Origin of the sequence: Enterobacter sp. KB-221C9 (assembly GCF_041320715.1) — a bacterium.
In the GTDB taxonomy this organism is placed as follows: Bacteria; Pseudomonadota; Gammaproteobacteria; order Enterobacterales; family Enterobacteriaceae; genus Enterobacter; species Enterobacter asburiae_D.
In genome coordinates this window covers 32,686-55,236 of record NZ_JBGIWG010000013.1, presented here as the reverse complement: position 1 = coordinate 55,236, position 22,551 = coordinate 32,686, and the positions used below count along the sequence as shown (strand labels likewise).

Genomic DNA, 22,551 nt, shown 5'->3' with positions numbered 1-22,551 from the left:
GCCGCCACCCGGCTTTTTTGTTTGCGCCGGTGCCAATCATTGCCCGGTGGCGCTTCGCTTACCGGGCCTACACGTTTCTTCTGCGCTTTGTGATCGTCTTCTTTTTATTCAGCTTCATAAGCAAAAACTCCTTCCCTTCACCCCCCGCTGGGGTTATGGTCGGATAGTTTTTTGACCATCCGCTCAAATTAAAACGATAACAAACTGAATATTCAGGGGGAAATATGCGCAAGATCACACTGGCGCTCAGCGCCGCCTGCTTATTGTTCTCGCTTAATAGCGCCGTCGTCGCGCGAGCTTCTGCCCCGACGCCGCTTTACACCGGCACCACTGCCGCCATTCTCGCCGAGCAGGCGCCCATTCACTGGGTTTCCGTGGCCCAAATCGAAAACAGCCTGATGGGCCGTGCGCCAATGGCCGTAGGTTTTGACATTGACGATACCGTGCTGTTCTCAAGCCCCGGCTTCTGGCGCGGTAAGAAAACGTATTCACCAGACAGCGAAGCGTATCTGAAGAACCCGGAATTCTGGGAAAAAATGAATAACGGCTGGGACGAATTTAGCATCCCGAAAGAGGTTGCCCGTGCGCTTATTGCCATGCACGTGAAGCGCGGTGACAGCATTTATTTTGTGACCGGCCGCAGTCAGACCAAAACGGAAACCGTCTCTAAAACGCTGCAGGATGATTTCCAGATCCCGGCGGCCAGCATGAATCCGGTAATTTTTGCCGGTGACAAAGAAGGGCAAAACACCAAAACACAGTGGCTGGAAAAGAAAAATATCAAAGTATTCTACGGCGATTCAGATAACGACATTACCGCCGCGCATGACGTGGGTGCCAGAGGGATCAGGGTATTACGGGCCTCTAACTCCACGTATCGACCGCTGCCGATGGCCGGAAAGTTTGGCGAAGAGGTGATCGTCAACTCGGAGTATTAAGTAGCTGGCAGCGAGTTTGGCTCTTTTTTAATCAAATCTCGCTGCTGCGGGTTTTACCTTTCGTCTTCTTGCTGCACACTTAGAAAGATTCATCTTTCATCACGGAGCAGCACATGTGGTACCAACAGACCCTGACCTTAAGCGCTAAACCACGCGGATTTCACCTGGTGACGGATGAAGTCATCGGGCAACTCCGCGACCTGTCGCGCGTCAGAACGGGTTTGCTGCATCTGCTGCTTCAGCACACGTCCGCCTCTCTTACGCTTAATGAAAATTGCGATCCCACCGTCCGGTCCGACATGGAGCACCATTTTCTGAAGAGCGTCCCGGACAACGCGCCTTATGAGCATGACTATGAGGGGGCAGACGACATGCCTTCGCATATTAAATCCTCTCTGCTGGGCGTATCGCTGATGCTGCCGGTACACAACGGGCGGCTGATGTTGGGAACGTGGCAGGGGATCTGGCTGGGAGAGCATCGCATTCACGGTGGTTCGCGTAAAATTATCGCCACGCTACAAGGGGAATAAAGATGACAATTTCGGAGATACTTCAGTACTGCATGAGCAAGCCCGGCGCTGAGCAGAGCGTCCACAGCGACTGGAAAGCCACGCAGATTAAGGTGGGTGATGTGCTGTTTGCGATGGTGAAAGAGGTGGAGGGCCGTCCGGCGGCGTCGCTGAAAACCAGCCCTGAACTGGCGGATTTGCTACGCCAGCAGCATGATGACGTGAGGCCGAGCAAGCACCTCAATAAGGCGCACTGGAGCACCGTCTATCTGGACGGATCGATTCCAGGCTCGCAGATTTACTACCTGGTGGACGCGTCCTATCAGCAGGCGGTTGAGCTGCTGCCGGAAACCACCCGACAGCAACTCTCCGTGTGACAGTTACAGCAACGGTTTAAGGAAGCGCGCGGTGTGCGAGGCTTCGCACTCTGCAACGGTCTCTGGCGTACCGGAGACGAGAATTTCACCGCCGCCGCTGCCGCCTTCCGGGCCGAGATCGACAATCCAGTCCGCGGTTTTAATCACGTCCAGGTTATGTTCGATGACCACGATAGTGTTGCCCTGATCGCGCAGCTGATGCAGAACCTCGAGCAGCTGCTGGATGTCGGCAAAGTGCAGGCCGGTGGTCGGCTCGTCCAGAATGTAGAGCGTCTGGCCGGTGCCGCGTTTTGACAGCTCACGCGCCAGCTTCACGCGCTGCGCTTCACCGCCGGACAGCGTTGTCGCCGACTGCCCCAGACGAATGTAGGTCAGGCCGACGTCCATCAGCGTCTGCAGCTTGCGCGCCAGCGCAGGGACGGCATCAAAGAACTCGCGCGCCTCTTCGATGGTCATATCCAGCACTTCGTGAATGGTCTTGCCCTTGTACTTAATCTCCAGCGTTTCGCGGTTATAGCGTTTGCCTTTGCACTGGTCGCACGGCACGTAGATATCCGGCAGGAAGTGCATCTCAACCTTGATCACGCCATCACCCTGGCACGCTTCGCAGCGGCCGCCGCGCACGTTAAAGCTGAAACGTCCTGGCGTATAGCCGCGCGAACGTGATTCAGGAACGCCAGCAAACAGTTCACGTACGGGCGTAAAGACGCCGGTATAGGTCGCCGGGTTAGAGCGTGGGGTACGGCCAATCGGGCTCTGGTCAATGTCGATAACCTTATCGAAATGTTCCAGCCCCTGAATGTCGCGATACGGTGCAGGCTCGGCCAGCGTCGCGCCGTTCAGCGCCGTCTGCGCAATCGGGAACAGCGTATCGTTGATCAGCGTCGATTTACCGGAACCGGATACGCCGGTGATGCAGGTAAACAGGCCAACCGGCAGCGTCAGGGTGACGTCTTTCAGGTTGTTGCCGCGCGCGCCGGTCAGCTTCAGCACTTTTTCAGGATCTGCCGCGACGCGCTGTTTCGGCACTTCAATCTTGCGCTTGCCGCTCATGAACTGGCCGGTCAGCGACTCGGGCACCGCCATGATGTCCTTCAGCGTGCCTTCCGCGACCACCTGGCCGCCGTGTACGCCAGCGCCTGGGCCAATGTCGATGACGTGGTCAGCCGCGCGGATCGCATCTTCGTCGTGCTCGACCACGATCACCGTGTTGCCGAGGTTGCGCAGGTGGACCAGCGTCCCGAGCAGACGCTCGTTGTCGCGCTGGTGCAGGCCGATAGACGGCTCATCCAGAACGTACATTACGCCGACTAAGCCCGCGCCAATCTGGCTCGCCAGACGGATACGCTGGGCCTCACCGCCGGAGAGCGTTTCCGCCGAACGGGAAAGCGTCAGGTAGTTCAGGCCGACGTTCACCAGGAACTTCAGGCGATCGCCGATCTCTTTCAGCACTTTTTCGGCAATTTTCGCGCGCTGGCCGGAGAGCTTCAGGTTGTTGAAAAAGTCCATCGCGTGGCCGATGCTCATGTCTGAGATGGTCGGCAGCGCGGTGTTTTCAACAAACACGTGGCGAGCCTCGCGGCGCAGACGCGTGCCTTCACAGGTGGCGCAGGAGCGGTTGCTGATGAACTTCGCCAGCTCCTCGCGCACCGCGCTGGATTCTGTCTCTTTGTAGCGGCGCTCCATGTTGTGCAGCACCCCTTCGAACGGGTGGCGACGCACGGAGGTATCGCCGCGATCGTTCATGTACTTGAACTCGATGTTCTCTTTGCCGGATCCGAACAGGATCACTTTGTGCACGTTCGCGCTCAGGCTGGCCCACGGGGCTTCAACGTCGAACTTGTAGTGCTCTGCCAGCGATTTCAGCATCTGGAAGTAGTAGAAGTTACGCTTGTCCCAGCCGCGAATGGCACCGCCCGCCAGCGACAGCTCCGGGTTCTGAATGACGCGGTCCGGGTCGAAATACTGCTGAACGCCCAGGCCGTCACACGTCGGGCAGGCACCCGCCGGGTTGTTAAAGGAGAACAGGCGCGGTTCAAGCTCGCGCATGCTGTAGCCGCAAATCGGGCAGGCAAAGTTGGCGGAAAAGAGCAGCTCTTCCGCTTTTGGGTCATCCATGTCGGAGACCACGGCCGTGCCGCCGGAGAGCTCCAGCGCGGTTTCAAAGGATTCCGCCAGACGCGTGGCGAGATCGTCACGCACCTTAAAGCGGTCAATCACCACTTCGATGGTGTGCTTCTTCTGCAGCTCCAGCTTGGGGGGATCGGACAGGTCACACACTTCGCCGTCAATACGGGCGCGGATATAGCCCTGGCTTGCCAGGTTCTCCAGCGTTTTGGTGTGTTCGCCTTTTCGCTCTTTAATGATCGGCGCCAGCAGCATCAGGCGTTTGCCTTCCGGCTGCGACAGCACGTTATCCACCATCTGGCTTACGGTCTGGGCCGCCAGCGGGACGTCATGGTCCGGGCAGCGCGGCTCGCCCACGCGGGCATACAGCAGACGCAGGTAGTCGTGAATTTCGGTAATGGTACCGACCGTTGAACGCGGGTTATGCGAGGTGGACTTCTGCTCAATAGAGATAGCAGGGGACAACCCTTCAATATGGTCGACATCCGGTTTTTCCATCAGCGACAGGAACTGACGCGCGTACGCAGAGAGTGATTCAACGTAACGACGCTGTCCTTCGGCATACAAAGTGTCGAAAGCCAGTGAGGATTTGCCAGACCCCGAAAGCCCGGTCACGACAATGAGTTTGTCGCGAGGGATTATGAGGTTGATATTCTTGAGATTGTGGGTGCGGGCGCCCCGAACTTCGATCTTATCCATTCACCTTTCCCGGTTGGAACACGGATTGCCTGATTTGTTTGAAGGACAAACGGCTGTCAGAAACGGCTAATTATGACACAATTTGACCTGTTTGAATATACAGTATTGGAATGCATTTTCTGATTGGCTGTGTAACAATGTTCCGTTCGCGCGCGAACTCTGGAAGATGCTACGCAACTATCAAAGTGGCGTCTGGAAATGGTACACTCGCGCGTTTACACTATTAAGAAACGTATTCAGGAGACACGAACATGGCCAGCAGAGGCGTAAACAAGGTGATTCTCGTCGGTAATCTGGGCCAGGACCCGGAAGTACGCTACATGCCGAGTGGTGGCGCAGTTGCCAACATTACGCTGGCTACTTCCGAATCCTGGCGTGATAAAGCGACCGGTGAGATGAAAGAGCAGACCGAATGGCACCGCGTAGTGCTGTTTGGCAAACTGGCAGAAGTGGCCGGTGAGTATCTGCGTAAAGGTTCTCAGGTCTATATCGAAGGCCAGCTGCGTACCCGCAAATGGACCGATCAGTCCGGTGCTGAGAAGTACACCACTGAAGTCGTGGTTAACGTGGGCGGTACCATGCAGATGCTGGGTGGCCGTCAGGGCGGTGGTGCACCAGCAGGTGGCGGTCAGAGCCAGCAGCAGGGCGGTTGGGGTCAGCCTCAGCAGCCGCAGGGCGGCAACCAGTTCAGCGGTGGCGCACAGTCTCGTCCGCAGCAGCAGTCTGCTCCGGCGCCGTCTAACGAACCGCCAATGGATTTCGACGACGACATTCCGTTCTGATTTCCAGGTACTTAAAACAAAAAACCCAGACTATCGTCTGGGTTTTTTTATTCCGTAAGGGATCAGGTAATCACCATCGGCCAGTCTGGCGGCGTGTGGCTCATCGCCTCAACCATCACCACTTTAATATTTTCCCAGACGGCGGCGATATCCAGCAGGGTGATGCCAAGCAGACCCGTTGCAAACCAGCAGGCAGCTCCCAGCCCCAGCAGGGTGCTGATGACAGCAAGACCCGCATAGTCAGATTTACGAAACTGAATGTTCAGCGTGCTGGCTAAAAACATCAGTACCGCACTCAACAAAGGCCAGCGCAGGAGAACCATGCTGGTAGTAATGGTTGCCATAGAACCCATCCTCTACAAAACAGACGAACTGACTGAAACAGTGTTTCTCGTTACAAAATATGTGTGAACTATATCACATTTGTTGATTTATTCGCCAGCATCTGTGCCAGCAAAAAAGAGAATTTTATTCCTTCGGAAAGGCGAGAGTGCAGGCTGGTTCTGCCTTCGGCGCATGAGGGGACGGACCCACAGCGCGGCGGAAACGCCCTTCGGGCAGGTGGGGAGACCGCAAATTCGGTTTTTATAAGAGAGGGTTATTCTCAGGCGATCCTGAAAATATTGAGGCACAGACTGATTATTTATAAATCAACGAACACAATGCCCCAGAGCAAATAGCATAAAACGTCATGATGAAGCTGTACTTTTTTCATGCTGTCAGACGTTTGGCTTAATCAACAATCGCCTGTTGTGTTATCTTCCCACCGCCATTGCGGGCTGGATAATTATTTTCCTTAATTGAAACGGAACGAATACTTATAGTTTAGCTTACGGAAAAATATTATCGTCATAACGAAATTTAAGATTTTTAATACCAAAAGTCAGTTGCTAACTTCGCATGATTCATGCAACGTAATCACCTGTTTAACAAAGCATCCGGCCTTCATTACTACAGGCGTACAACATGCAGGGATATAGGGCGGGAAATGAATCGTAGCGCGCGGCGCAAAATGCTCAGGGTGGTAGGGATCATCATGGTAGTTATGCTGCCGGTGATGCTTGCGCTATGGTTTGCCCAGCTACGAGCCGTGTCTGAAACAAGTGCCCAGCTACGCACATTTGCTGAACTGGCTTTAGACAAAACAGAACTGGTTATTCAACAGGTTGATCTGGCCCGGGACGAGGCTGAAAAATATCGAGGTGAGCTTTGCACGCCGGGACATCGTCAATATATGCTGAACGTTGTTCGTGGCCGCCTGTTTGTCGCCGATTTAATTTACGCTGAAGGTCAGAATTTTCTTTGTTCGACCGTTTTTACACCGGATCACCCTTACGCCATTCCTGTCGCTAATTACACGCGTAAACCTGACGTTGCTATCTATTATTATCGCGATACCCCATTTTATACTGGCTATAAAATGACATATATGCAGCGCGGAAATTATGTGGTGGTCGTCAACCCGCTTTCATACAGCGAAGTCATGTCCGCGGATCATTCTCTCTCATGGGGCGTGTACGACACGGTAACTAATGCTTTCTTTTCCGTCAGCCAGAAAGCCAATGTTTCTTTATTAAATTCGATGATTCGGGATAAGGAATCGGTATTTCAAAAAGATAACCGCTTTTATACGATCGTAACATCCACCAAAAGACCTATTGCGGCCATTGTGTCGACATCGAATAAACGCTTTTATGAAACGCTTTATCACCAGGCGACGTTGACGCTGCCGCTGGGCATGATCTGCAGCATTATTATTTTGCTGGTATGGTCCCGTACCCATCGTGAGCTCAATTCGCCGGGGCGCTTACTGCACCGGGCGCTGAACAAAAGACAGCTTTGCGTACACTATCAGCCGATTATTGATATCAAGAATAACCAGTGCGTGGGCGCGGAGGCGTTGTTACGCTGGCCTGGTTTTAACGGGCAGGTGATGAGCCCGGCTGAGTTTATTCCGCTGGCGGAAAATGAGGGAATGAGCGAGCGGATTACGGACTATGTCGTTGAGGAAGTGTTCAACGATCTGGGCCATTTCCTCGCCGAGCATCCGCATCTCTATATTTCGATTAACCTGTCGGCCACGGATTTCCACTCCTCGCGGCTGATCGCCATGATTTCGGATAAGGCTCACCACTACGCCGTCCGCGCGCAGCAAATCAAAATAGAAGTGACGGAACGCGGTTTTATTGATGTGCCAAAAACCACGCCGGTGATTCAGGCTTTCCGTCAGGCGGGATATGAAGTCGCGATCGATGATTTCGGAACCGGTTATTCGAACCTGCACAACCTCTACTCGCTGAACGTGGATATTCTGAAAATCGATAAATCGTTTATTGATACCTTAACGACCAACAGTACCAGCCACCTGATCGCCGAGCATATTATCGAGATGGCGCAAAGCCTGCGGCTGAAAACCATTGCGGAAGGGGTAGAGACGGCAGAGCAGGTAAGCTGGCTGTTGAAGCGCGGCGTCCAGTTTTGTCAGGGATGGCACTTCGCAAAAGCGATGCCGCCCCAGGAATTTATGACCTGGCAGCAGCAGCCTTTGCACTGAGGGTGATCAATTCAACTGGTGGCGATAGTCGCTCGGCGTGCGGTCAAACTCGCGGCGAAACACGCGGGAAAAGGTTTGTTGCGACACATAGCCAAGATCCATCGCGATATCAAAAATGGGCCGCTGCGTTGAGCGTAGCGCCTGAGCCGCCAGCAGCAGCCTGCGCTGGCGAATGTACTCCCCCAGCGTCTGATGCATGACCGTGCGGAACATTCTCTGTAAATACCATTTCGAATAGCCCGACTTTTTAGCGACCACATCAATGTTCAACGGTTGGTCGATATGTTCATCAATCCATTCAATAAGTGTCTGAATAATCTGCTGATGCGACATAAGGTTGCCCCTCTGTAGATACAACTATCTCGGTTAATTCGTCGTTTTCTCTGCGGGGGAGTATAATTCCTCAAGTTAACTTGAGGTAAAGAGGTTTTATGGAAAAGAGATTGCCGCGAATTAAAGCGCTGTTAACCCCCGGTGAAGTGGCAAAGCGAAGCGGCGTTGCGGTATCGGCGCTCCACTTCTATGAAAGCAAAGGGTTAATCAAGAGTATCCGTAACGGCGGCAACCAGCGTCGCTATACCCGCGACGTGCTCCGCTACGTGGCGATTATCAAAATTGCGCAACGAATCGGAATTCCCCTGGCCACGATCGGCGAGGCGTTTGGCGTGCTGCCGGAAGGTCACACGCTAAGCCCGAAAGAGTGGAAAGAGCTGTCGTCCCAGTGGCGTGAAGAGCTGGACAGGCGTATTCATACGCTGGTCGCCCTGCGTGACGAGCTGGATGGCTGTATCGGCTGCGGCTGCCTGTCGCGTAGCGATTGTCCGTTGCGTAACCCCGGCGACAGGCTGGGCGAGCAGGGGACGGGGGCGCGGCTGCTGGAAGAGGATTGAGTCTGTGCGGCCTGTTTGCCGGGTGGCGGCTGCGCCTTACCCGGCCTACAAAACCGAGAGCGTAGGCCGGGTAAGCAAAACCCCCGCATACATAAAGAACTAAAGCGCCACATAAGGGCGCTTTAGTTTTTCCCGGTCTTTGTCTTTCACTCTATCCCGCTGGTTCACGGGAGGGTTTCCCCCGACGTCAGTACCCCTCGTGTCGAGCTGGTTGGTGAGGTTCCGGATTGTGCTGACACTTTAATTCTATGCAAGACCCGTTTTTTCGCCAGCCTGTCTGACCATTTTTTAGACGAATTTTTTTCGCGGTGTTGTTCAATTTTCTATAGTTAAAAAGTATGAATAACAGGAGAAAACCATGCTCACGGTACACCACCTTAACCAGTCACGCTCGCACCGCGTGATTTGGGCGCTGGAAGAACTCGACCTGCCTTATGAGATCGTTCACTACCAGCGCGAAAAGAACATGCTGGCGCCGGAGGCGCTCAAAAAAGTGCATCCGTTGGGTAAATCACCGGTCATTGAAGACAATGGGCTGATTCTGGCCGAGTCCGGCGCCATTCTGGAGTATCTCCAGGAAACGTACGATCCCGAGTCACGCCTTAAGCCTTTAGATCCGGCGCATAAGGTGCAGTACCGCTTCTGGCTGCATTACGCCGAAGGATCGCTGATGCCGCTGCTGTTAATGAAGCTGGTCTTCAACAGCCTCGGCAAGCCGCCGGTGCCGTTTGGTATCAGAACTCTGGGTAAAGCGCTGGGGCAGGGGGTGCAGAAAGCGTATCTCAACCGTCAGCTGGAAACCCATGCGCGCTTTATTGAGTCACATCTTGCTGAAAACAGCTGGTTTGCCGGGGATTCGCTCAGCATGGCCGACATTCAGATGAGCTTCCCGATTTTTGCCCTGCTGGCGCGCGGCGGTATCGCTAATCTGCCGCATATTCAGGCATGGAAGACAAAGGTTGAGAACAGCCCTGGCTGGCAAAAAACGCTGCAACAGGGTGGCCCGTTATCTATCCCGGGTGAGGATTGAAATGTAAACAAATTGCGCATAGACGATAACGTTTGCGCATACTCTGTTTATTTCTTCAGCGTCATAAGTGAATTTTAGCGAAAAACGAGAAAGTTCAGTTGAAAAGGGCGGGGATTACGCTAGATAATCGTTTGCCTTAATTTGACCACCCGTTTGTAAGCGCGGAGCTAAACGTTTGCTTTTTTTGTGACGCCCTTTCGTCACAAACGCAACACAAGGATTTGACGTCTAGCTGGCAGTGGCGTCTCCACCTCGCTTACGGACTTCCTAAAAAACTCTCAGGGGATGTTTTCTATGTCTACGCCATCTGCGCGTACTGGCGGTTCACTTGACGCCATGTTTAAAATTTCGGCTCGCGGCAGCACCGTGCGCCAGGAGATCGTTGCCGGTTTGACAACGTTTCTGGCGATGGTGTATTCCGTCATCGTTGTGCCGGGCATGCTGGGCAAAGCAGGCTTCCCGCCAGCGGCTGTCTTTGTGGCGACCTGCCTTGTGGCCGGAGTGGGCTCCATCGTGATGGGCCTGTGGGCGAACCTGCCGCTGGCGATTGGTTGCGCTATCTCTCTGACCGCGTTTACCGCATTCAGCCTGGTGCTGGGTCAGCACATCAGCGTACCGGTTGCGCTGGGTGCCGTGTTCCTGATGGGCGTGCTGTTTACCGTGATTTCAGCGACCGGCATCCGTAGCTGGATTTTGCGCAACCTGCCGCAGGGCGTGGCGCACGGTACCGGTATCGGCATCGGCCTGTTCCTGCTGCTGATCGCCGCCAACGGCGTCGGTCTGGTCATCAAGAACCCGCTGGACGGTCTGCCGGTGGCGCTGGGCCACTTCGCCAGCTTCCCTGTGATTATGTCGCTGATCGGCCTGGCGGTGATTATCGGTCTGGAAAAACTGAAAGTCCCGGGCGGCATTCTGCTGACCATTATCGGTGTTTCCGTTGTCGGCCTGATTTTCGATCCAACCGTACACTTCTCCGGTATCTTCGCCATGCCGTCGCTGAGCGATGACAAAGGCAACTCCCTGATTGGCAGCCTGGATATCGTTGGCGCGCTGAACCCGGTGATCCTGCCAAGCGTGCTGGCGCTGGTGATGACCGCCGTGTTTGACGCGACCGGTACCATTCGTGCGGTGGCCGGTCAGGCGAACCTGCTGGATAAAGACGGTCAGATTATTGATGGCGGCAAAGCGCTGACCACTGACTCCCTGAGCAGCGTCTTCTCTGGCCTGGTGGGCGCGGCGCCTGCGGCGGTGTATATCGAATCCGCAGCGGGTACGGCGGCAGGTGGTAAAACCGGCCTGACGGCGATCACCGTCGGCGTGCTGTTCATGCTGATCCTGTTCCTCTCTCCGCTCTCCTATCTGGTTCCGGCGTATGCGACCGCACCGGCGCTGATGTACGTTGGCCTGCTGATGCTGAGCAACGTGGCGAAAATCGACTTTGCGGATTTCGTGGACGCGATGTCTGGCCTGATTACCGCGGTCTTCATCGTGCTGACCTGTAACATCGTGACCGGCATTATGATCGGCTTCGCGTCGCTGGTGATTGGTCGTCTGGTTTCCGGTGAATGGCGCAAGCTGAATATCGGCACCGTGATTATCGCCGTTGCGCTGGTGGCGTTCTACGCGGGCGGCTGGGCAATCTAAGTTGTCCTTTGATGCGAAAACGGGTGGCTCAGGCCGCCCGTTTTTATTTTCAGGACTCATCCTGTTGCCTTTTGCGTTACTCTGGAGAAGATAGAATAAAAGGCACGACGCCTTCCGGAGTACATAAGCAACACAGCAAACAGGGAACGCATGGAAATCTTCTTCACAATACTCATCATGACCCTTGTGGTCTCACTATCCGGGGTGGTTACACGCGTACTGCCCTTTCAGGTCCCCCTGCCATTAATGCAAATTGCCATCGGCGCGCTGCTGGCGTGGCCGACGTTTGGCCTGCACGTGGAATTTGACCCCGAACTGTTCCTCGTGCTGTTTATCCCGCCGCTGCTGTTTGCCGATGGCTGGAAAACGCCCACGCGCGAATTCCTTGAGCACGGGCGCGAGATCTTCGGCCTGGCGCTGGCGCTGGTGGTGGTCACCGTGGTCGGGATTGGTTTTCTGATCTACTGGGCGGTACCGGGTATTCCATTAATACCGGCTTTTGCGCTGGCCGCCGTGCTGTCGCCAACCGATGCCGTGGCGCTGTCCGGCATCGTGGGTGAAGGCCGAATTCCGAAGAAAATCATGGGGATTTTACAGGGTGAGGCGCTGATGAATGACGCCTCCGGCCTGGTCGCCCTGAAGTTTGCCGTGGCCGTTGCGATGGGCACGATGGTCTTTACCGTCGGCGGCGCGACGCTGGAGTTCTTCAAGGTGGCGATTGGCGGTATTCTCGCAGGCTTCGTGGTGAGCTGGCTGTACGGCCGCTCATTGCGCTTCCTCAGCCGCTGGGGCGGCGATGAACCCGCTACGCAGATCGTACTGCTGTTCCTGCTGCCGTTTGCCTCTTATCTGATTGCCGAGCATATCGGCGTGTCGGGCATTCTGGCAGCGGTTGCGGCAGGGATGACCATCACCCGTTCCGGCGTAATGCGCCGCGCGCCGCTGGCCATGCGTCTGCGTGCCAACAGCACCTGGGCCATGCTGGAATTTGTCTTTAACGGCATGGTGTTCCTGCTGTTGGGCCTGCAGCTGCCGGGCATTCTGGAATCCTCGCTGGTGGCGGCCGAAGCCGACCCGAACGTTGAGGTCTGGATGCTGTTTACCGACATCGTGCTGATCTACCTGGCGCTGATGCTGGTGCGTTTCGGCTGGCTGTGGACGATGAAAAACTTCAGCGCACGTTTCCTGAAGAAAAAGCCGATGGAGTTCGGCTCGTGGACAACGCGTGAACTGCTGATCGCCTCCTTTGCCGGCGTACGCGGGGCGATCACCCTTGCCGGTGTACTCTCCATTCCGCTGCTGCTGCCGACGGGCGACGTCTTCCCGGCGCGCTACGAGCTGGTCTTCCTGGCGGCGGGCGTGATTCTGTTCTCACTGTTTGTCGGCGTGATTATGCTGCCGATTTTACTCCAGCATATTGATGCCGGTGATTCGACCCAGCAGCATAAAGAAGAGCGTATTGCCCGGGCGGCTACCGCCGAAGTGGCAATTGTCGCGATTCAGAAAATGGAAGAGCGTCTGGCTGCGGATGCGGAAGAAAACATCGATAACCAGCTGCTTACGGAAGTGAGTTCCCGCGTGATTGGTAACCTGCGCCGCCGCGCGGACGGGCGTAACGACGTGGAAAGCTCGCTGCAGGAGGAGAACCTGGAGCGCCGGTTCCGCCTGGCGGCGCTGCGCTCCGAGCGTGCCGAGCTGTATCACCTGCGCGCCACGCGGCAGATCAGCAACGAAACGCTGCAAAAGCTGCTGCACGATCTGGACCTGCTGGAAGCGTTGTTGATAGAGAATCAGTAGCGCTGTTTTGCCCGGTGGCGCTGCGCTTACCGGGCCTACGTGCTCGATCGGTTCCCTCTCCCTGTGGGAGAGGGTTAGGGTGAGGGCACCCAAAACCCCTCACAACACTGCAGCCACGCCTGCGCGCTGTGCGATAAATACACCCCTTCACGCCAGATCATCCCCAGCTGCCAGTGCAGGTCGCTCTCCAGCGGGATCCAGCGCAGCGTGTTTTTATCCAGACGCTCGCAAATCGGCTGCGGCAGAATGGCAATCCCCACGCCTGCCTGCACCATCGCCGCCAGGAAATCCCACTGTCCGCTGCGCACCGCAATGCGCGGCTTGACGTTATGGTGGTTAAACAGCGTCATCAGCTGGCGGCTGAGGGCGAAGTCTTCGTTGTAGATCAGCAGAGGGTGCTCGCCGAGCAGTTCAGGCCTCACCGAGTCTCTCTTCAGCCAGTCGCCGGAGCGGGGAACCAGCACGCATAGCGGGTGGCTAAAGAGCGGAAGCGTTGCCAGACCGCTCTCTTCCTCAACGGGAAGGGCGGTCATGGCGACATCTAGCTCGCCGTTGGTGACGGCCTGCTGGACGGTTAACCCACCAAACTCCGAAATCTTCAGCTCAACGCCGGGATAGCGCTGGCGAAACAGGCTAATCGGCCCGGCCATCATCATCCCCACCATTGGCGGAATGCCGAGGCGAAGCACCCCTTTCGTCAGATGATTAATATCGCCCAGCTCCGCTTCCAGCTGGCGGAACTCCGCCAGAATCGCCAGCCCGCGTTCGAACACCACGCGTCCGGTGTCGGTCAGCAACAGCCTGCGCCCGTCGCGGATCAGCAGGGTACAGTTCAGTTCATCTTCGAGGTTTTTCAGCATCTTGCTGATGGTGGGCTGGGTAACAAACAACTTCTCCGCTGCGCGGGTAAAACTTTGCTGACGAACCACTTCGACAAAATAGCGCAGCGTTCTTATGTCCATGATTATTCCTCGAAACTATACCTTTGATGATTTTAATTCATTTCAGTCCACACCGTGCGGTCTCTATACTGGCGCCTCGTCTCATTTTTGAGGAAACCCTCCATGGCCGTGGCGTTAAGCCGTGTTACGCCTGCCGTTGTGCAACGACTCCAGGTCCCGGTTCAGGTACTGCTCTATGCGGGACTGTTTGTTTTCGCGGAATATCTTGTCGGCTGGCTGCATCTGCCGCTGCCTGCCAACCTTGTCGGGATGCTGCTGATGCTGACGCTTATTCTGTGTCGCGTGATCCCCCTTAACTGGGTGCGCGCCGGGGCGCGCTGGCTGCTGGCGGAGATGCTGCTGTTCTTCGTCCCTGCCGTGGTGGCGGTGGTGAACTACGCGCAGCTGCTGATGGTCGACGGCTGGCGAATCTTTGCCGTTATCGCGCTGAGTACGCTGATGGTGCTGGGGGCGACCGCCTGGGTGGTGGATAAAGTGTATCGCTTTGAAATCAGCAGGCATAAACATGACTAACTTTCAGGTTAGCGTGCTGTGCCTGGTTGCCACGCTAATTATCTACTTTGCCAACAAGCGGTTGTATCGTCGCTTTCACGCCCTGCCGCTGATGCCGCTGGTCTTCACGCCGATCCTGCTGGTGATGATGCTGGTCTTCGGCCATATCTCCTGGCAAAACTACATTGGTGAATCCCACTGGCTGCTATGGCTGCTCGGCCCGGCGACCATCGCCTTTGCCGTCCCCGTTTACGACAACCTGGCGATTATCAAACGCCACTGGATGTCGCTCAGCGCGGGCGTGCTCACCGCAACGGTAGTGGCGGTCTGTAGCTCGGTCTGGCTGGCGCGGCTGTTTACGCTGCCCGATGAAATTCAGCGCAGCCTGGCCGTGCGTTCGGTAACCACGCCGTTTGCGCTGGCGGCGGCTAAACCGCTCGGCGGGCAGCCGGATCTGGTAGCGCTGTTTGTTGTCGTGACGGGCGTGTTCGGTATGGCGGTCGGCGATATGCTATTCCTGCGCTTGTCGATCCGTGAAGGGATGGCAAAAGGGGCAGGGTTTGGCGCGGCGTCGCACGGGGCGGGCACGGCACGTTCGTATGAGCTGGGTCAGCAGGAGGGCGTTGTCGCGAGCCTGGTGATGATGCTTTCGGGCGTGGTAATGGTGCTGATTGCGCCGCTGGTGGCGTGGGTGATGTTTTAATTTCCCCGGCCAGTGCGGCCGGGGAGGTCAGTCGATTAATGTGCACGACCCTGATCGATGCCTAATCCCGTTTGAGAGCGGATAAACTGGGCGCGGAATTTCTCACGCTCCAGGTTACCCTCCGGCGAGTTGTCGGTGGCCGAGAAGAACCAGATACCGATGAACGCCACGGCGATAGAGAACAGCGCCGGGTATTCATACGGGAAGATAGCGCTTGCGTGACCGAGGATCTGCACCCAGATGGTTGGGCCCAGAATCATCAGGATCACCGCCGTTAGCAGCCCCAGCCAGCCGCCAATCATTGCGCCACGGGTGGTCAGTTTTGACCAGTACATGGAGAGCAGGATGATCGGGAAGTTACAGCTTGCGGCAATCGAGAAGGCCAGCCCCACCATAAAGGCGATGTTCTGCTTCTCGAACAGAATGCCTAACAGAATCGCCACTACGCCCAGCACCAGCACGGTGATTTTCGAGACCTTCAGCTCGTCGCGCTCGCTCGCGCCTTTGCGGATGACGTTGGCGTAGAGGTCATGCGACACCGCAGACGCGCCGGCCAGCGTCAGCCCTGCAACCACCGCCAGAATGGTGGCGAAGGCCACGGCGGAGATAAAGCCGAGGAACAGGTTACCGCCTACCGCGTCGGCCAGGTGCACCGCCGCCATGTTGTTACCGCCAATCAGCGCGCCCGCCGCGTCTTTAAACGCCGGGTTCGCCCCCACCAGCATGATCGCGCCAAAGCCGATGATAAAGGTCAGGATATAGAAGTAACCCATGAAACCGGTGGCGTAGAAGACGCTCTTGCGCGCTTCACGCGCATCGCTCACGGTAAAGAAGCGCATCAGGATATGCGGCAGACCCGCAGTACCGAACATCAGTCCTAGACCCAGTGAGAGCGCGGATATCGGGTCTTTCACCAGCCCGCCCGGGCTCATGATCGCTTCTCCTTTCGGGTGGACCGCCATCGCTTCGGTGAACAGGTTATTGAAGCTGAAGCCGACGTGCTTCATCACCATAAAGGCCATAAAGCTGGCGCCGAACAGCAGCAGAACCGCTTTGATGATCTGCACCCAGGTGGTCGCCAGCATGCCGCCGAACAGCACGTACATCACCATCAGTACGCCAACCAGCACCACCGCGATGTGGTAGTTCAGGCCGAAAAGCAGTTCGATCAATTTACCCGCGCCCACCATCTGCGCAATCAGATACAGCGCCACCACCACCAGCGAGCCGCAGGCGGAGAGGGTACGAATCGGCCCCTGCTTCAGACGGTACGAGGCCACGTCAGCGAAGGTATAGCGGCCCAGGTTACGCAGGCGCTCGGCAATCAGGAACAGGATGATCGGCCAGCCGACGAGGAAGCCGAGAGAGTAGATCAGACCGTCATAGCCGGAGGTGTAGACCAGCGCGGAGATCCCGAGGAAGGAGGCCGCCGACATAAAGTCACCCGCAATCGCCAGCCCGTTCTGGAAGCCGGTAATGTTGCCGCCTGCGGTGTAGTAATCATTACGGGAGCGCACGCGTTTCGACGCCCAGTAGGTGATATAGAGCGTCAGCAGGACGAAAATAAGGAACATAATAATCGCCTGCCAGTTGGTTGGCTGGCGCTGGACCTCGCCGGTAATGGCATCCGCCGCGTGGGCGGCAAAGGGAAGTGTGGCGGCGAGCGCCGTCAGAACTCGCTTCATGATGCTTTTACCTCGCGCAGGACTTCTCTGTTAAGACGATCGAATTCACCGTTCGCGCGCCAGACGTAGACGCCGGTCAGCAGGAATGAAATCACAATCACGCCAATGCCAATCGGAATGCCGCGCGTCACGCTGGTCCCCTCGTGCAGCGGGGTGCCCAGCCAGTGCGGGGCAAAGGCGATCAGCAGAATAAAGCCGACGTAGATAACCAGCATGATGATGGAAAGGATGAAGGCAAACCGTTGCCGCTTATCGACGAGCTCCCTGTAGTGCGCACTATTCTCTATCTGCTGACAAATATCGTTATTCATCACAGAGTCTCCAAAGGTAAGGTTGGTTTGTTTTTAGTCCCCTCTCCCTGATGGGGAGAGGGTAAGGGTGAGGGGAGGAAGGTGCGGTCTGATGCCCTCACCCCGGCCCTCTCCCACGGGGAGAGGGAGAAAACGCTAGGAAGGCATCGCGATGGCCTGCTTCTCTTCGAGCAGTTTTTCCACCACGCCAGGATCCGCGAGCGTTGAGGTATCGCCGAGGTTGCTGGTGTCTCCTGCCGCGATTTTGCGCAAGATACGACGCATAATTTTGCCGGAGCGGGTTTTCGGCAGCGAGTCGGTCCAGTGCAGCACGTCCGGCGTCGCCAGCGGGCCAATCTCTTTGCGGACCCAGTTGCGCACTTCGGTATACAGCTCTGGCGACGGCTCTTCGCCGTGGTTCAGGGTGACGTAGGCGTAAATCGCCTGGCCTTTGATGTTGTGCGGAATACCGACAACGGCGGCTTCGGCAATTTTCGGATGCGACACCAGCGCCGATTCAATCTCAGCGGTGCCCAGACGGTGGCCGGAGACGTTCAGCACGTCGTCCACGCGCCCGGTTATCCAGTAATAGCCGTCTTCGTCACGACGCGCGCCGTCGCCGCTGAAGTACATGTTTTTAAAGGTCGAGAAGTAGGTCTGCTCGAAGCGATCGTGATCGCCGAAAAGGGTACGCGCCTGACCCGGCCAGGAGTCTGTGATCACCAGGTTGCCTTCGGTGGCGCCTTCCAGCGGGCTGCCTTCGTTATCCACCAGCGCAGGCTGCACGCCGAAGAATGGACGGGTTGCGGAACCGGCCTTCAGCTGCGTTGCGCCCGGCATCGGGGTGATCATGAAGCCGCCGGTTTCGGTCTGCCACCAGGTGTCCATCACCGGGCATTTCTCGTTGCCGATTTTCTTCCAGTACCACTCCCAGGCTTCCGGGTTGATTGGCTCACCCACGGAACCGAGGATGCGCAATGAAGAACGGTCCGTGCCTTCGATGGCTTTATCGCCTTCCGCCATTAATGCGCGGATCGCCGTTGGCGCGGTGTAGAGAATGTTGACCTGGTGTTTGTCGACCACCTGACACATGCGCGCCGGGGTCGGCCAGTTTGGTACGCCCTCAAACATCAGCGTTGTTGCGCCACAGGCCAGCGGGCCGTACAGCAGGTAGCTGTGTCCGGTGACCCAGCCCACGTCGGCGGTACACCAGTAGATGTCGCCCGGATGGTAGTCGAAGACGTATTTGAAGGTGGTGGCCGCATAGACCAGGTAGCCGCCGGTGGTGTGCAGCACGCCTTTCGGCTTACCGGTGGAGCCGGAGGTATAAAGAATGAACAGCGGATCTTCTGCGTTCATCTCTTCCGGCTGATGCTGGTCGCTCGCTTTTTCAATCAGGTCGCTCCACCACAGGTCGCGCCCTTCGTTCCAGTCGATTTTTCCGCCGGTACGCTTCAGGACGATGACGTTACTGACCGTTTTGACGTTCGGGTTTTTCAGCGCTTCGTCGACGTTTTTCTTCAGCGGGATACCGCGTCCGGCGCGCACGCCTTCATCGGCGGTGATCACCAGTTTTGAACTTGAATCGACAATACGACCCGCAACCGCTTCTGGCGAGAACCCGCCGAAAATCACCGAGTGAATCGCGCCGATACGCGCGCAGGCCAGCATGGCCACCGCCGCTTCCGGCACCATCGGCATATAGATAGCGACCACATCGCCTTTTTTAATGCCTTTTTCCAGCAGGACGTTGGCGAAGCGGCACACGTCGCGGTGCAGCTCTTTATAGGTAATGTGTTTGCTCTGGGAGGCATCATCGCCTTCCCAGATAATGGCCGTCTCGTTCCCGCGCTCGGCAAGGTGACGGTCAAGGCAGTTCGCCGCCAGGTTCAGGGTGCCATCTTCATACCATTTAATGGAGACATTGCCGGGCGCAAAGGAGGTGTTCTTCACCTTCTGATAAGGTTTGATCCAGTCAAGAATATGGCCCTGTTCGCCCCAGAAGGTGTCCGGAGCGGTGATAGATTGCTGATATTTCTCGTGGTACTGCTCCGGGGTGATCAGGCAACGGTCCGCAATATTTGCGGGAATGTCATGTTTGTGGATTTGGCTCATGGCTTTTTTTCTCCTTGTAAGATGTTAATAATATGTCGCAAAAACGTTAATTGTAGGGGCTTTACAAGCTTTGTTTAGTATTTGGGCTACAGATCACGCATTGTTTGAAGAGTATGAAAAATGAGCGAATGAAACTTTGAAGGAAAATAATTTATGCTGACGATTATTCACATTTATGTTTAAAAAAGCTTTTTTATAACAAAAGGTTATTTATCAGAATTAGAACAAACTCCCGTCATCGTCGCTTTTGTGAGTGAAATGCGTCGTTCTTTAAGGCTTGCGCAACAGGTCGCGCAAATGATACTCATACGCCGCGTTAAAAAATCCCATAAACCAACGCAACACAATTCATACCCTTTCAGTATGTCTCCATATTCATGCAGTTTGAGTGAATAAGGCGCTTCATTGAGGAAGTCAGTTTTTATGAAAAACGTTAAAGTCAGCCTTGCCTGGCAGATCTTAATCGCCCTTGTGCTGGGCATCTTGCTGGGCAGTTACCTCCACTATCACAGCGACAGCCGCGAATGGCTGATTGCGAACCTGCTTTCACCGGCAGGGGATATCTTTATTCATCTGATCAAGATGATTGTGGTACCGATTGTGATCTCGACGCTGGTGGTCGGTATTGCGGGCGTCGGCGATGCGAAGCAGTTAGGCCGTATTGGTGCGAAAACCATTATCTATTTCGAAGTGATCACTACGGTTGCGATTATCCTCGGTATCACGCTGGCGAACGTGTTCCAGCCGGGTTCCGGGATTGATATGTCGCAGCTGGCAACGGTGGATATTTCGAAATACCAAAGTACGACCGCTGACGTGCAGAGCCACGCGCATGGCCTGATGGGCACTATCCTGTCGCTGGTGCCGACCAACATCGTGGCGTCGATGGCGAAGGGCGAGATGCTGCCTATCATCTTCTTCTCGGTGCTGTTTGGTCTGGGACTCTCTTCTCTGCCAGCGACGCATCGCGAACCGCTGGTGACCGTGTTCCGCTCTATCTCCGAAACCATGTTTAAAGTGACCCACATGGTGATGCGTTACGCGCCGGTAGGGGTGTTTGCGCTTATCGCCGTCACCGTGGCGAACTTCGGTTTTGCTTCCCTGTGGCCGCTGGCGAAGCTGGTGCTCCTGGTGCACTTCGCCATTCTGTTCTTCGCGCTGGTGGTGCTGGGGATCGTGGCGCGCCTGTGCGGGCTGAGCATCTGGATCCTGATTCGTATCCTGAAAGATGAACTGATTCTGGCGTACTCCACGGCAAGTTCTGAAAGCGTGCTGCCGCGTATCATTGAAAAGATGGAAGCCTACGGCGCGCCTGCCTCTATTACCAGCTTCGTGGTACCGACCGGCTACTCCTTTAACCTGGATGGTTCGACGCTGTACCAGAGTATCGCCGCTATCTTTATTGCGCAGCTGTACGGCATTGACCTGTCTCTGTGGCAGGAGATCGTGCTGGTGCTGACGCTGATGGTGACGTCCAAAGGTATTGCAGGCGTTCCGGGCGTCTCCTTCGTGGTGCTGCTGGCGACGCTCGGCAGCGTCGGTATTCCGCTCGAAGGTCTGGCATTTATCGCCGGCGTGGACCGTATCCTCGACATGGCGCGTACGGCGCTTAACGTGGTGGGGAATGCCCTGGCGGTGCTGGTTATCGCCAAGTGGGAACACAAATTCGACCGCAAAAAAGCGCTGGCGTATGAACGCGAGGTGCTGGGTCGCTTTGATAAGACGGCTGACCAGTAACATCCTAAGCCCGGTGGCGCTGCGCTTACCGGGCCTACGGGTTTTGTAGGCCGGGTAAGGCGAAGCCGCCACCCGGCACTTTACTCCCCGCTTAACGCATCAAACTCTTCGCATCCCGTATCAAACCCTTCCGTACAGCTCAGGTTCAACCAGTAGAGCGCTTTCTGTTTATTAGGCGTGATAAAGCCTTTCTCGCCCTGCTGGAACAGCATCCCAGCCCAGTATTCTGCGTATCCCGTACGCGACAGAGACGAACTGCGCTTAAACCACGCAGCCGCCTGAGCGTCATCCTGCGCCACTTCAACGCCGTTGGCATAAATCAGCCCCAGCAGCAGCTGCGCATCAACCGCGGAGTCGCTGTCGATATCCTCGGTCGCCGTTTGCAGCAGTTTAATGGCCTGGGGGAAGTCGGTTTTCCCCGCCTGGGTGTTCACCAGCACGCGTGCCAGCATGATCGCGCCGCGCTTGCTGCCAGCAATGTTTGCCTGTTGCGCCAGGGCCTTGGCCTGTGCGTAATCGCCCTGCGTAAAGTGGATTTGCGATAGCAGCGCCATGGCGTCAACATCGCCGCCTTTTGCGGCTTTCTCTGCCCACAGCGCTGCCTGCTTGCTGTCACCGGAACTGAAGTACGTATCAGCAAGATAATACTGGGCGCGGGCATCGCCTGCTTCCGCCTGCTTCTGATACTGGCTGCCGATCTCATCCGCGTAGGCGCACGAGGTTAAAAAGAATAACAACAGAAAAATGGGTTTCATGGATTCTTATCATCTGGGTACACGCCGCGCAGTATAATCGCGGTGGCGGAAGAAAAAAATGGGTGCATTAAGACCTCAGCATCCTACAAGCCGGGCGGAACCCATGTTCCGCCCGTAGAGGTTAGCCAGCGTTGCAGGCTAATTTAGCCGCCACCTCCTGATGCTCACTCTTTATTGAAAACTCGCAGAGCCTGCCGCGAGTAATAAAGGTAAATATCACTATCGTCAGGCAAATAATAAAGACGATGCCTAACGCAGTTTTTAATGGCGTCATGCCTTTTACTCCTTGTCAAAAAAAGAATAAGAGGCTACTCTCAACATGTTGGTTGTTGAGGGAGTAGCCTCGGGTAAATGAAAATTTCCCGGGGCCTCCTACTTTCTGTCCCTCAACAATGCTCAAGACAGAAAGTCTTAAGCACCCGCCGCACATCTTATCCCTCTGAATTAAAATGCAAAGATGTAATT

At 55.9% G+C, this 22,551-nt stretch carries 21 protein-coding genes; 12 read left to right on the top strand and 9 right to left on the bottom strand.

Translation table 11 applies throughout. The features are described from left to right. Positions 1 to 224: 224 nt before the first annotated feature. The 3 genes from aphA (at position 225) to AB8846_RS17990 (ending at position 1,824) form a co-directional block, all read left to right on the top strand. Positions 225 to 938, top strand: coding sequence for an acid phosphatase AphA (gene aphA, locus AB8846_RS18000; RefSeq protein ID WP_023334178.1), 714 nt, complete (start codon positions 225 to 227; stop codon positions 936 to 938). A gap of 113 nt (positions 939 to 1,051) precedes the next feature. Beyond that, on the top strand, positions 1,052 to 1,468 hold the full coding sequence (locus tag AB8846_RS17995; RefSeq protein ID WP_331413717.1) for a secondary thiamine-phosphate synthase enzyme YjbQ: 417 nt from the start codon (positions 1,052 to 1,054) through the stop codon (positions 1,466 to 1,468). A 2-nt stretch (positions 1,469 to 1,470) separates the two neighbouring features. Beyond that, entirely contained in the window at positions 1,471 to 1,824 is a 354-nt protein-coding gene (locus AB8846_RS17990; RefSeq protein WP_023310053.1) for an MmcQ/YjbR family DNA-binding protein, read from the top strand. 3 nt (positions 1,825 to 1,827) lie between these two features. Here AB8846_RS17990 and uvrA read toward each other — a convergent pair whose 3' ends face one another. After that, positions 1,828 to 4,650 carry an excinuclease ABC subunit UvrA gene (uvrA, locus tag AB8846_RS17985; protein ID WP_063144980.1) on the bottom strand — a complete coding sequence of 941 codons (2,823 nt, stop codon included), beginning with the start codon at positions 4,648 to 4,650 and terminating at the stop codon, positions 1,828 to 1,830. A gap of 251 nt (positions 4,651 to 4,901) precedes the next feature. Between uvrA and ssb1 the strand changes: the two genes are divergently transcribed. Continuing rightward, positions 4,902 to 5,432 (top strand): single-stranded DNA-binding protein SSB1, encoded by a 531-nt coding sequence (gene ssb1 / locus AB8846_RS17980; protein ID WP_023310055.1) that lies wholly within the window; start codon positions 4,902 to 4,904, stop codon positions 5,430 to 5,432. A gap of 62 nt (positions 5,433 to 5,494) precedes the next feature. Here ssb1 and AB8846_RS17975 read toward each other — a convergent pair whose 3' ends face one another. Next, on the bottom strand, positions 5,495 to 5,776 hold the full coding sequence (locus AB8846_RS17975; protein WP_008503385.1) for a YjcB family protein: 282 nt from the start codon (positions 5,774 to 5,776) through the stop codon (positions 5,495 to 5,497). Positions 5,777 to 6,420: 644 nt separating this feature from the next. Between AB8846_RS17975 and AB8846_RS17970 the strand changes: the two genes are divergently transcribed. Further along, a complete protein-coding gene (locus AB8846_RS17970) occupies positions 6,421 to 7,986 on the top strand; it encodes an EAL domain-containing protein (RefSeq protein WP_370733349.1) in 1,566 nt (521 codons plus the stop codon). Between the two features lie 6 nt (positions 7,987 to 7,992). Here AB8846_RS17970 and soxS read toward each other — a convergent pair whose 3' ends face one another. Continuing rightward, the gene (soxS, locus tag AB8846_RS17965) at positions 7,993 to 8,319 is read right to left on the bottom strand and encodes a superoxide response transcriptional regulator SoxS (RefSeq protein WP_013095071.1); all 327 of its coding nucleotides are present in this window, start codon (positions 8,317 to 8,319) and stop codon (positions 7,993 to 7,995) included. Positions 8,320 to 8,417: 98 nt separating this feature from the next. Here soxS and soxR point away from each other — a divergent pair, with 98 nt between their 5' ends. From soxR to AB8846_RS17945, 4 genes are all read left to right on the top strand, one after another. After that, the gene (gene soxR / locus AB8846_RS17960) at positions 8,418 to 8,876 is read left to right on the top strand and encodes a redox-sensitive transcriptional activator SoxR (RefSeq protein WP_023331806.1); all 459 of its coding nucleotides are present in this window, start codon (positions 8,418 to 8,420) and stop codon (positions 8,874 to 8,876) included. 358 nt (positions 8,877 to 9,234) lie between these two features. Further along, the gene (locus AB8846_RS17955) at positions 9,235 to 9,906 is read left to right on the top strand and encodes a glutathione S-transferase (protein WP_331413713.1); all 672 of its coding nucleotides are present in this window, start codon (positions 9,235 to 9,237) and stop codon (positions 9,904 to 9,906) included. A gap of 294 nt (positions 9,907 to 10,200) precedes the next feature. Then, positions 10,201 to 11,550 (top strand): guanine/hypoxanthine transporter GhxP, encoded by a 1,350-nt coding sequence (gene ghxP, locus AB8846_RS17950; protein ID WP_063144977.1) that lies wholly within the window; start codon positions 10,201 to 10,203, stop codon positions 11,548 to 11,550. A gap of 150 nt (positions 11,551 to 11,700) precedes the next feature. After that, a complete protein-coding gene (locus tag AB8846_RS17945) occupies positions 11,701 to 13,347 on the top strand; it encodes a Na+/H+ antiporter (protein WP_063144976.1) in 1,647 nt (548 codons plus the stop codon). A gap of 74 nt (positions 13,348 to 13,421) precedes the next feature. Here AB8846_RS17945 and AB8846_RS17940 read toward each other — a convergent pair whose 3' ends face one another. Beyond that, positions 13,422 to 14,309 carry a LysR family transcriptional regulator gene (locus tag AB8846_RS17940; RefSeq protein ID WP_370733322.1) on the bottom strand — a complete coding sequence of 296 codons (888 nt, stop codon included), beginning with the start codon at positions 14,307 to 14,309 and terminating at the stop codon, positions 13,422 to 13,424. A gap of 102 nt (positions 14,310 to 14,411) precedes the next feature. Here AB8846_RS17940 and AB8846_RS17935 point away from each other — a divergent pair, with 102 nt between their 5' ends. Beyond that, the gene (locus AB8846_RS17935; protein ID WP_021242769.1) at positions 14,412 to 14,822 is read left to right on the top strand and encodes a CidA/LrgA family protein; all 411 of its coding nucleotides are present in this window, start codon (positions 14,412 to 14,414) and stop codon (positions 14,820 to 14,822) included. Then, positions 14,815 to 15,504 carry an LrgB family protein gene (locus AB8846_RS17930; protein ID WP_370733321.1) on the top strand — a complete coding sequence of 230 codons (690 nt, stop codon included), beginning with the start codon at positions 14,815 to 14,817 and terminating at the stop codon, positions 15,502 to 15,504. Before AB8846_RS17935 ends, AB8846_RS17930 begins: the two co-directional genes overlap by 8 nt. 35 nt (positions 15,505 to 15,539) lie before the next feature. On the opposite strand, the gene actP is transcribed toward AB8846_RS17930, so the two are convergent. The 3 genes from actP to acs all read right to left on the bottom strand — a co-directional run bounded on the left by actP (position 15,540) and on the right by acs (position 19,594). After that, on the bottom strand, positions 15,540 to 17,189 hold the full coding sequence (gene actP, locus AB8846_RS17925) for a cation/acetate symporter ActP (RefSeq protein WP_063144973.1): 1,650 nt from the start codon (positions 17,187 to 17,189) through the stop codon (positions 15,540 to 15,542). Then, a complete protein-coding gene (locus tag AB8846_RS17920) occupies positions 17,186 to 17,500 on the bottom strand; it encodes a DUF485 domain-containing protein (RefSeq protein WP_063144972.1) in 315 nt (104 codons plus the stop codon). The genes actP and AB8846_RS17920 overlap by 4 nt, the downstream gene beginning before the upstream one ends. Before the next feature lie 135 nt (positions 17,501 to 17,635). Beyond that, entirely contained in the window at positions 17,636 to 19,594 is a 1,959-nt protein-coding gene (gene acs / locus AB8846_RS17915; RefSeq protein ID WP_370733320.1) for an acetate--CoA ligase, read from the bottom strand. 423 nt (positions 19,595 to 20,017) lie between these two features. On the opposite strand from acs, the gene gltP reads away from it, so the two are divergent. Then, positions 20,018 to 21,331: a glutamate/aspartate:proton symporter GltP gene (gltP, locus tag AB8846_RS17910; RefSeq protein WP_023310067.1), complete on the top strand. Its 1,314-nt coding sequence runs from the start codon at positions 20,018 to 20,020 to the stop codon at positions 21,329 to 21,331. A gap of 80 nt (positions 21,332 to 21,411) precedes the next feature. Here gltP and AB8846_RS17905 read toward each other — a convergent pair whose 3' ends face one another. Next, on the bottom strand, positions 21,412 to 22,086 hold the full coding sequence (locus AB8846_RS17905) for a tetratricopeptide repeat protein (protein ID WP_370733319.1): 675 nt from the start codon (positions 22,084 to 22,086) through the stop codon (positions 21,412 to 21,414). A 121-nt stretch (positions 22,087 to 22,207) separates the two neighbouring features. Further along, positions 22,208 to 22,360 carry a Hok/Gef family protein gene (locus AB8846_RS17900; protein ID WP_042719158.1) on the bottom strand — a complete coding sequence of 51 codons (153 nt, stop codon included), beginning with the start codon at positions 22,358 to 22,360 and terminating at the stop codon, positions 22,208 to 22,210. Between the last annotated feature and the right edge of the window lie 191 nt (positions 22,361 to 22,551).

What these genes read in the sequence shown, in the direction of transcription:
- aphA (WP_023334178.1), top strand. Translation starts at nt 225, where the DNA reads ATGCGCAAGATCACACTGGCGCTCAGCGCCGCCTGCTTATTGTTCTCG.
- AB8846_RS17995 (WP_331413717.1), top strand. Translation starts at nt 1,052, where the DNA reads ATGTGGTACCAACAGACCCTGACCTTAAGCGCTAAACCACGCGGATTT.
- AB8846_RS17990 (WP_023310053.1), top strand. Translation starts at nt 1,471, where the DNA reads ATGACAATTTCGGAGATACTTCAGTACTGCATGAGCAAGCCCGGCGCT.
- uvrA (WP_063144980.1), bottom strand. Translation starts at nt 4,650, where the DNA reads ATGGATAAGATCGAAGTTCGGGGCGCCCGCACCCACAATCTCAAGAAT.
- ssb1 (WP_023310055.1), top strand. Translation starts at nt 4,902, where the DNA reads ATGGCCAGCAGAGGCGTAAACAAGGTGATTCTCGTCGGTAATCTGGGC.
- AB8846_RS17975 (WP_008503385.1), bottom strand. Translation starts at nt 5,776, where the DNA reads ATGGCAACCATTACTACCAGCATGGTTCTCCTGCGCTGGCCTTTGTTG.
- AB8846_RS17970 (WP_370733349.1), top strand. Translation starts at nt 6,421, where the DNA reads ATGAATCGTAGCGCGCGGCGCAAAATGCTCAGGGTGGTAGGGATCATC.
- soxS (WP_013095071.1), bottom strand. Translation starts at nt 8,319, where the DNA reads ATGTCGCATCAGCAGATTATTCAGACACTTATTGAATGGATTGATGAA.
- soxR (WP_023331806.1), top strand. Translation starts at nt 8,418, where the DNA reads ATGGAAAAGAGATTGCCGCGAATTAAAGCGCTGTTAACCCCCGGTGAA.
- AB8846_RS17955 (WP_331413713.1), top strand. Translation starts at nt 9,235, where the DNA reads ATGCTCACGGTACACCACCTTAACCAGTCACGCTCGCACCGCGTGATT.
- ghxP (WP_063144977.1), top strand. Translation starts at nt 10,201, where the DNA reads ATGTCTACGCCATCTGCGCGTACTGGCGGTTCACTTGACGCCATGTTT.
- AB8846_RS17945 (WP_063144976.1), top strand. Translation starts at nt 11,701, where the DNA reads ATGGAAATCTTCTTCACAATACTCATCATGACCCTTGTGGTCTCACTA.
- AB8846_RS17940 (WP_370733322.1), bottom strand. Translation starts at nt 14,309, where the DNA reads ATGGACATAAGAACGCTGCGCTATTTTGTCGAAGTGGTTCGTCAGCAA.
- AB8846_RS17935 (WP_021242769.1), top strand. Translation starts at nt 14,412, where the DNA reads ATGGCCGTGGCGTTAAGCCGTGTTACGCCTGCCGTTGTGCAACGACTC.
- AB8846_RS17930 (WP_370733321.1), top strand. Translation starts at nt 14,815, where the DNA reads ATGACTAACTTTCAGGTTAGCGTGCTGTGCCTGGTTGCCACGCTAATT.
- actP (WP_063144973.1), bottom strand. Translation starts at nt 17,189, where the DNA reads ATGAAGCGAGTTCTGACGGCGCTCGCCGCCACACTTCCCTTTGCCGCC.
- AB8846_RS17920 (WP_063144972.1), bottom strand. Translation starts at nt 17,500, where the DNA reads ATGAATAACGATATTTGTCAGCAGATAGAGAATAGTGCGCACTACAGG.
- acs (WP_370733320.1), bottom strand. Translation starts at nt 19,594, where the DNA reads ATGAGCCAAATCCACAAACATGACATTCCCGCAAATATTGCGGACCGT.
- gltP (WP_023310067.1), top strand. Translation starts at nt 20,018, where the DNA reads ATGAAAAACGTTAAAGTCAGCCTTGCCTGGCAGATCTTAATCGCCCTT.
- AB8846_RS17905 (WP_370733319.1), bottom strand. Translation starts at nt 22,086, where the DNA reads ATGAAACCCATTTTTCTGTTGTTATTCTTTTTAACCTCGTGCGCCTAC.
- AB8846_RS17900 (WP_042719158.1), bottom strand. Translation starts at nt 22,360, where the DNA reads ATGACGCCATTAAAAACTGCGTTAGGCATCGTCTTTATTATTTGCCTG.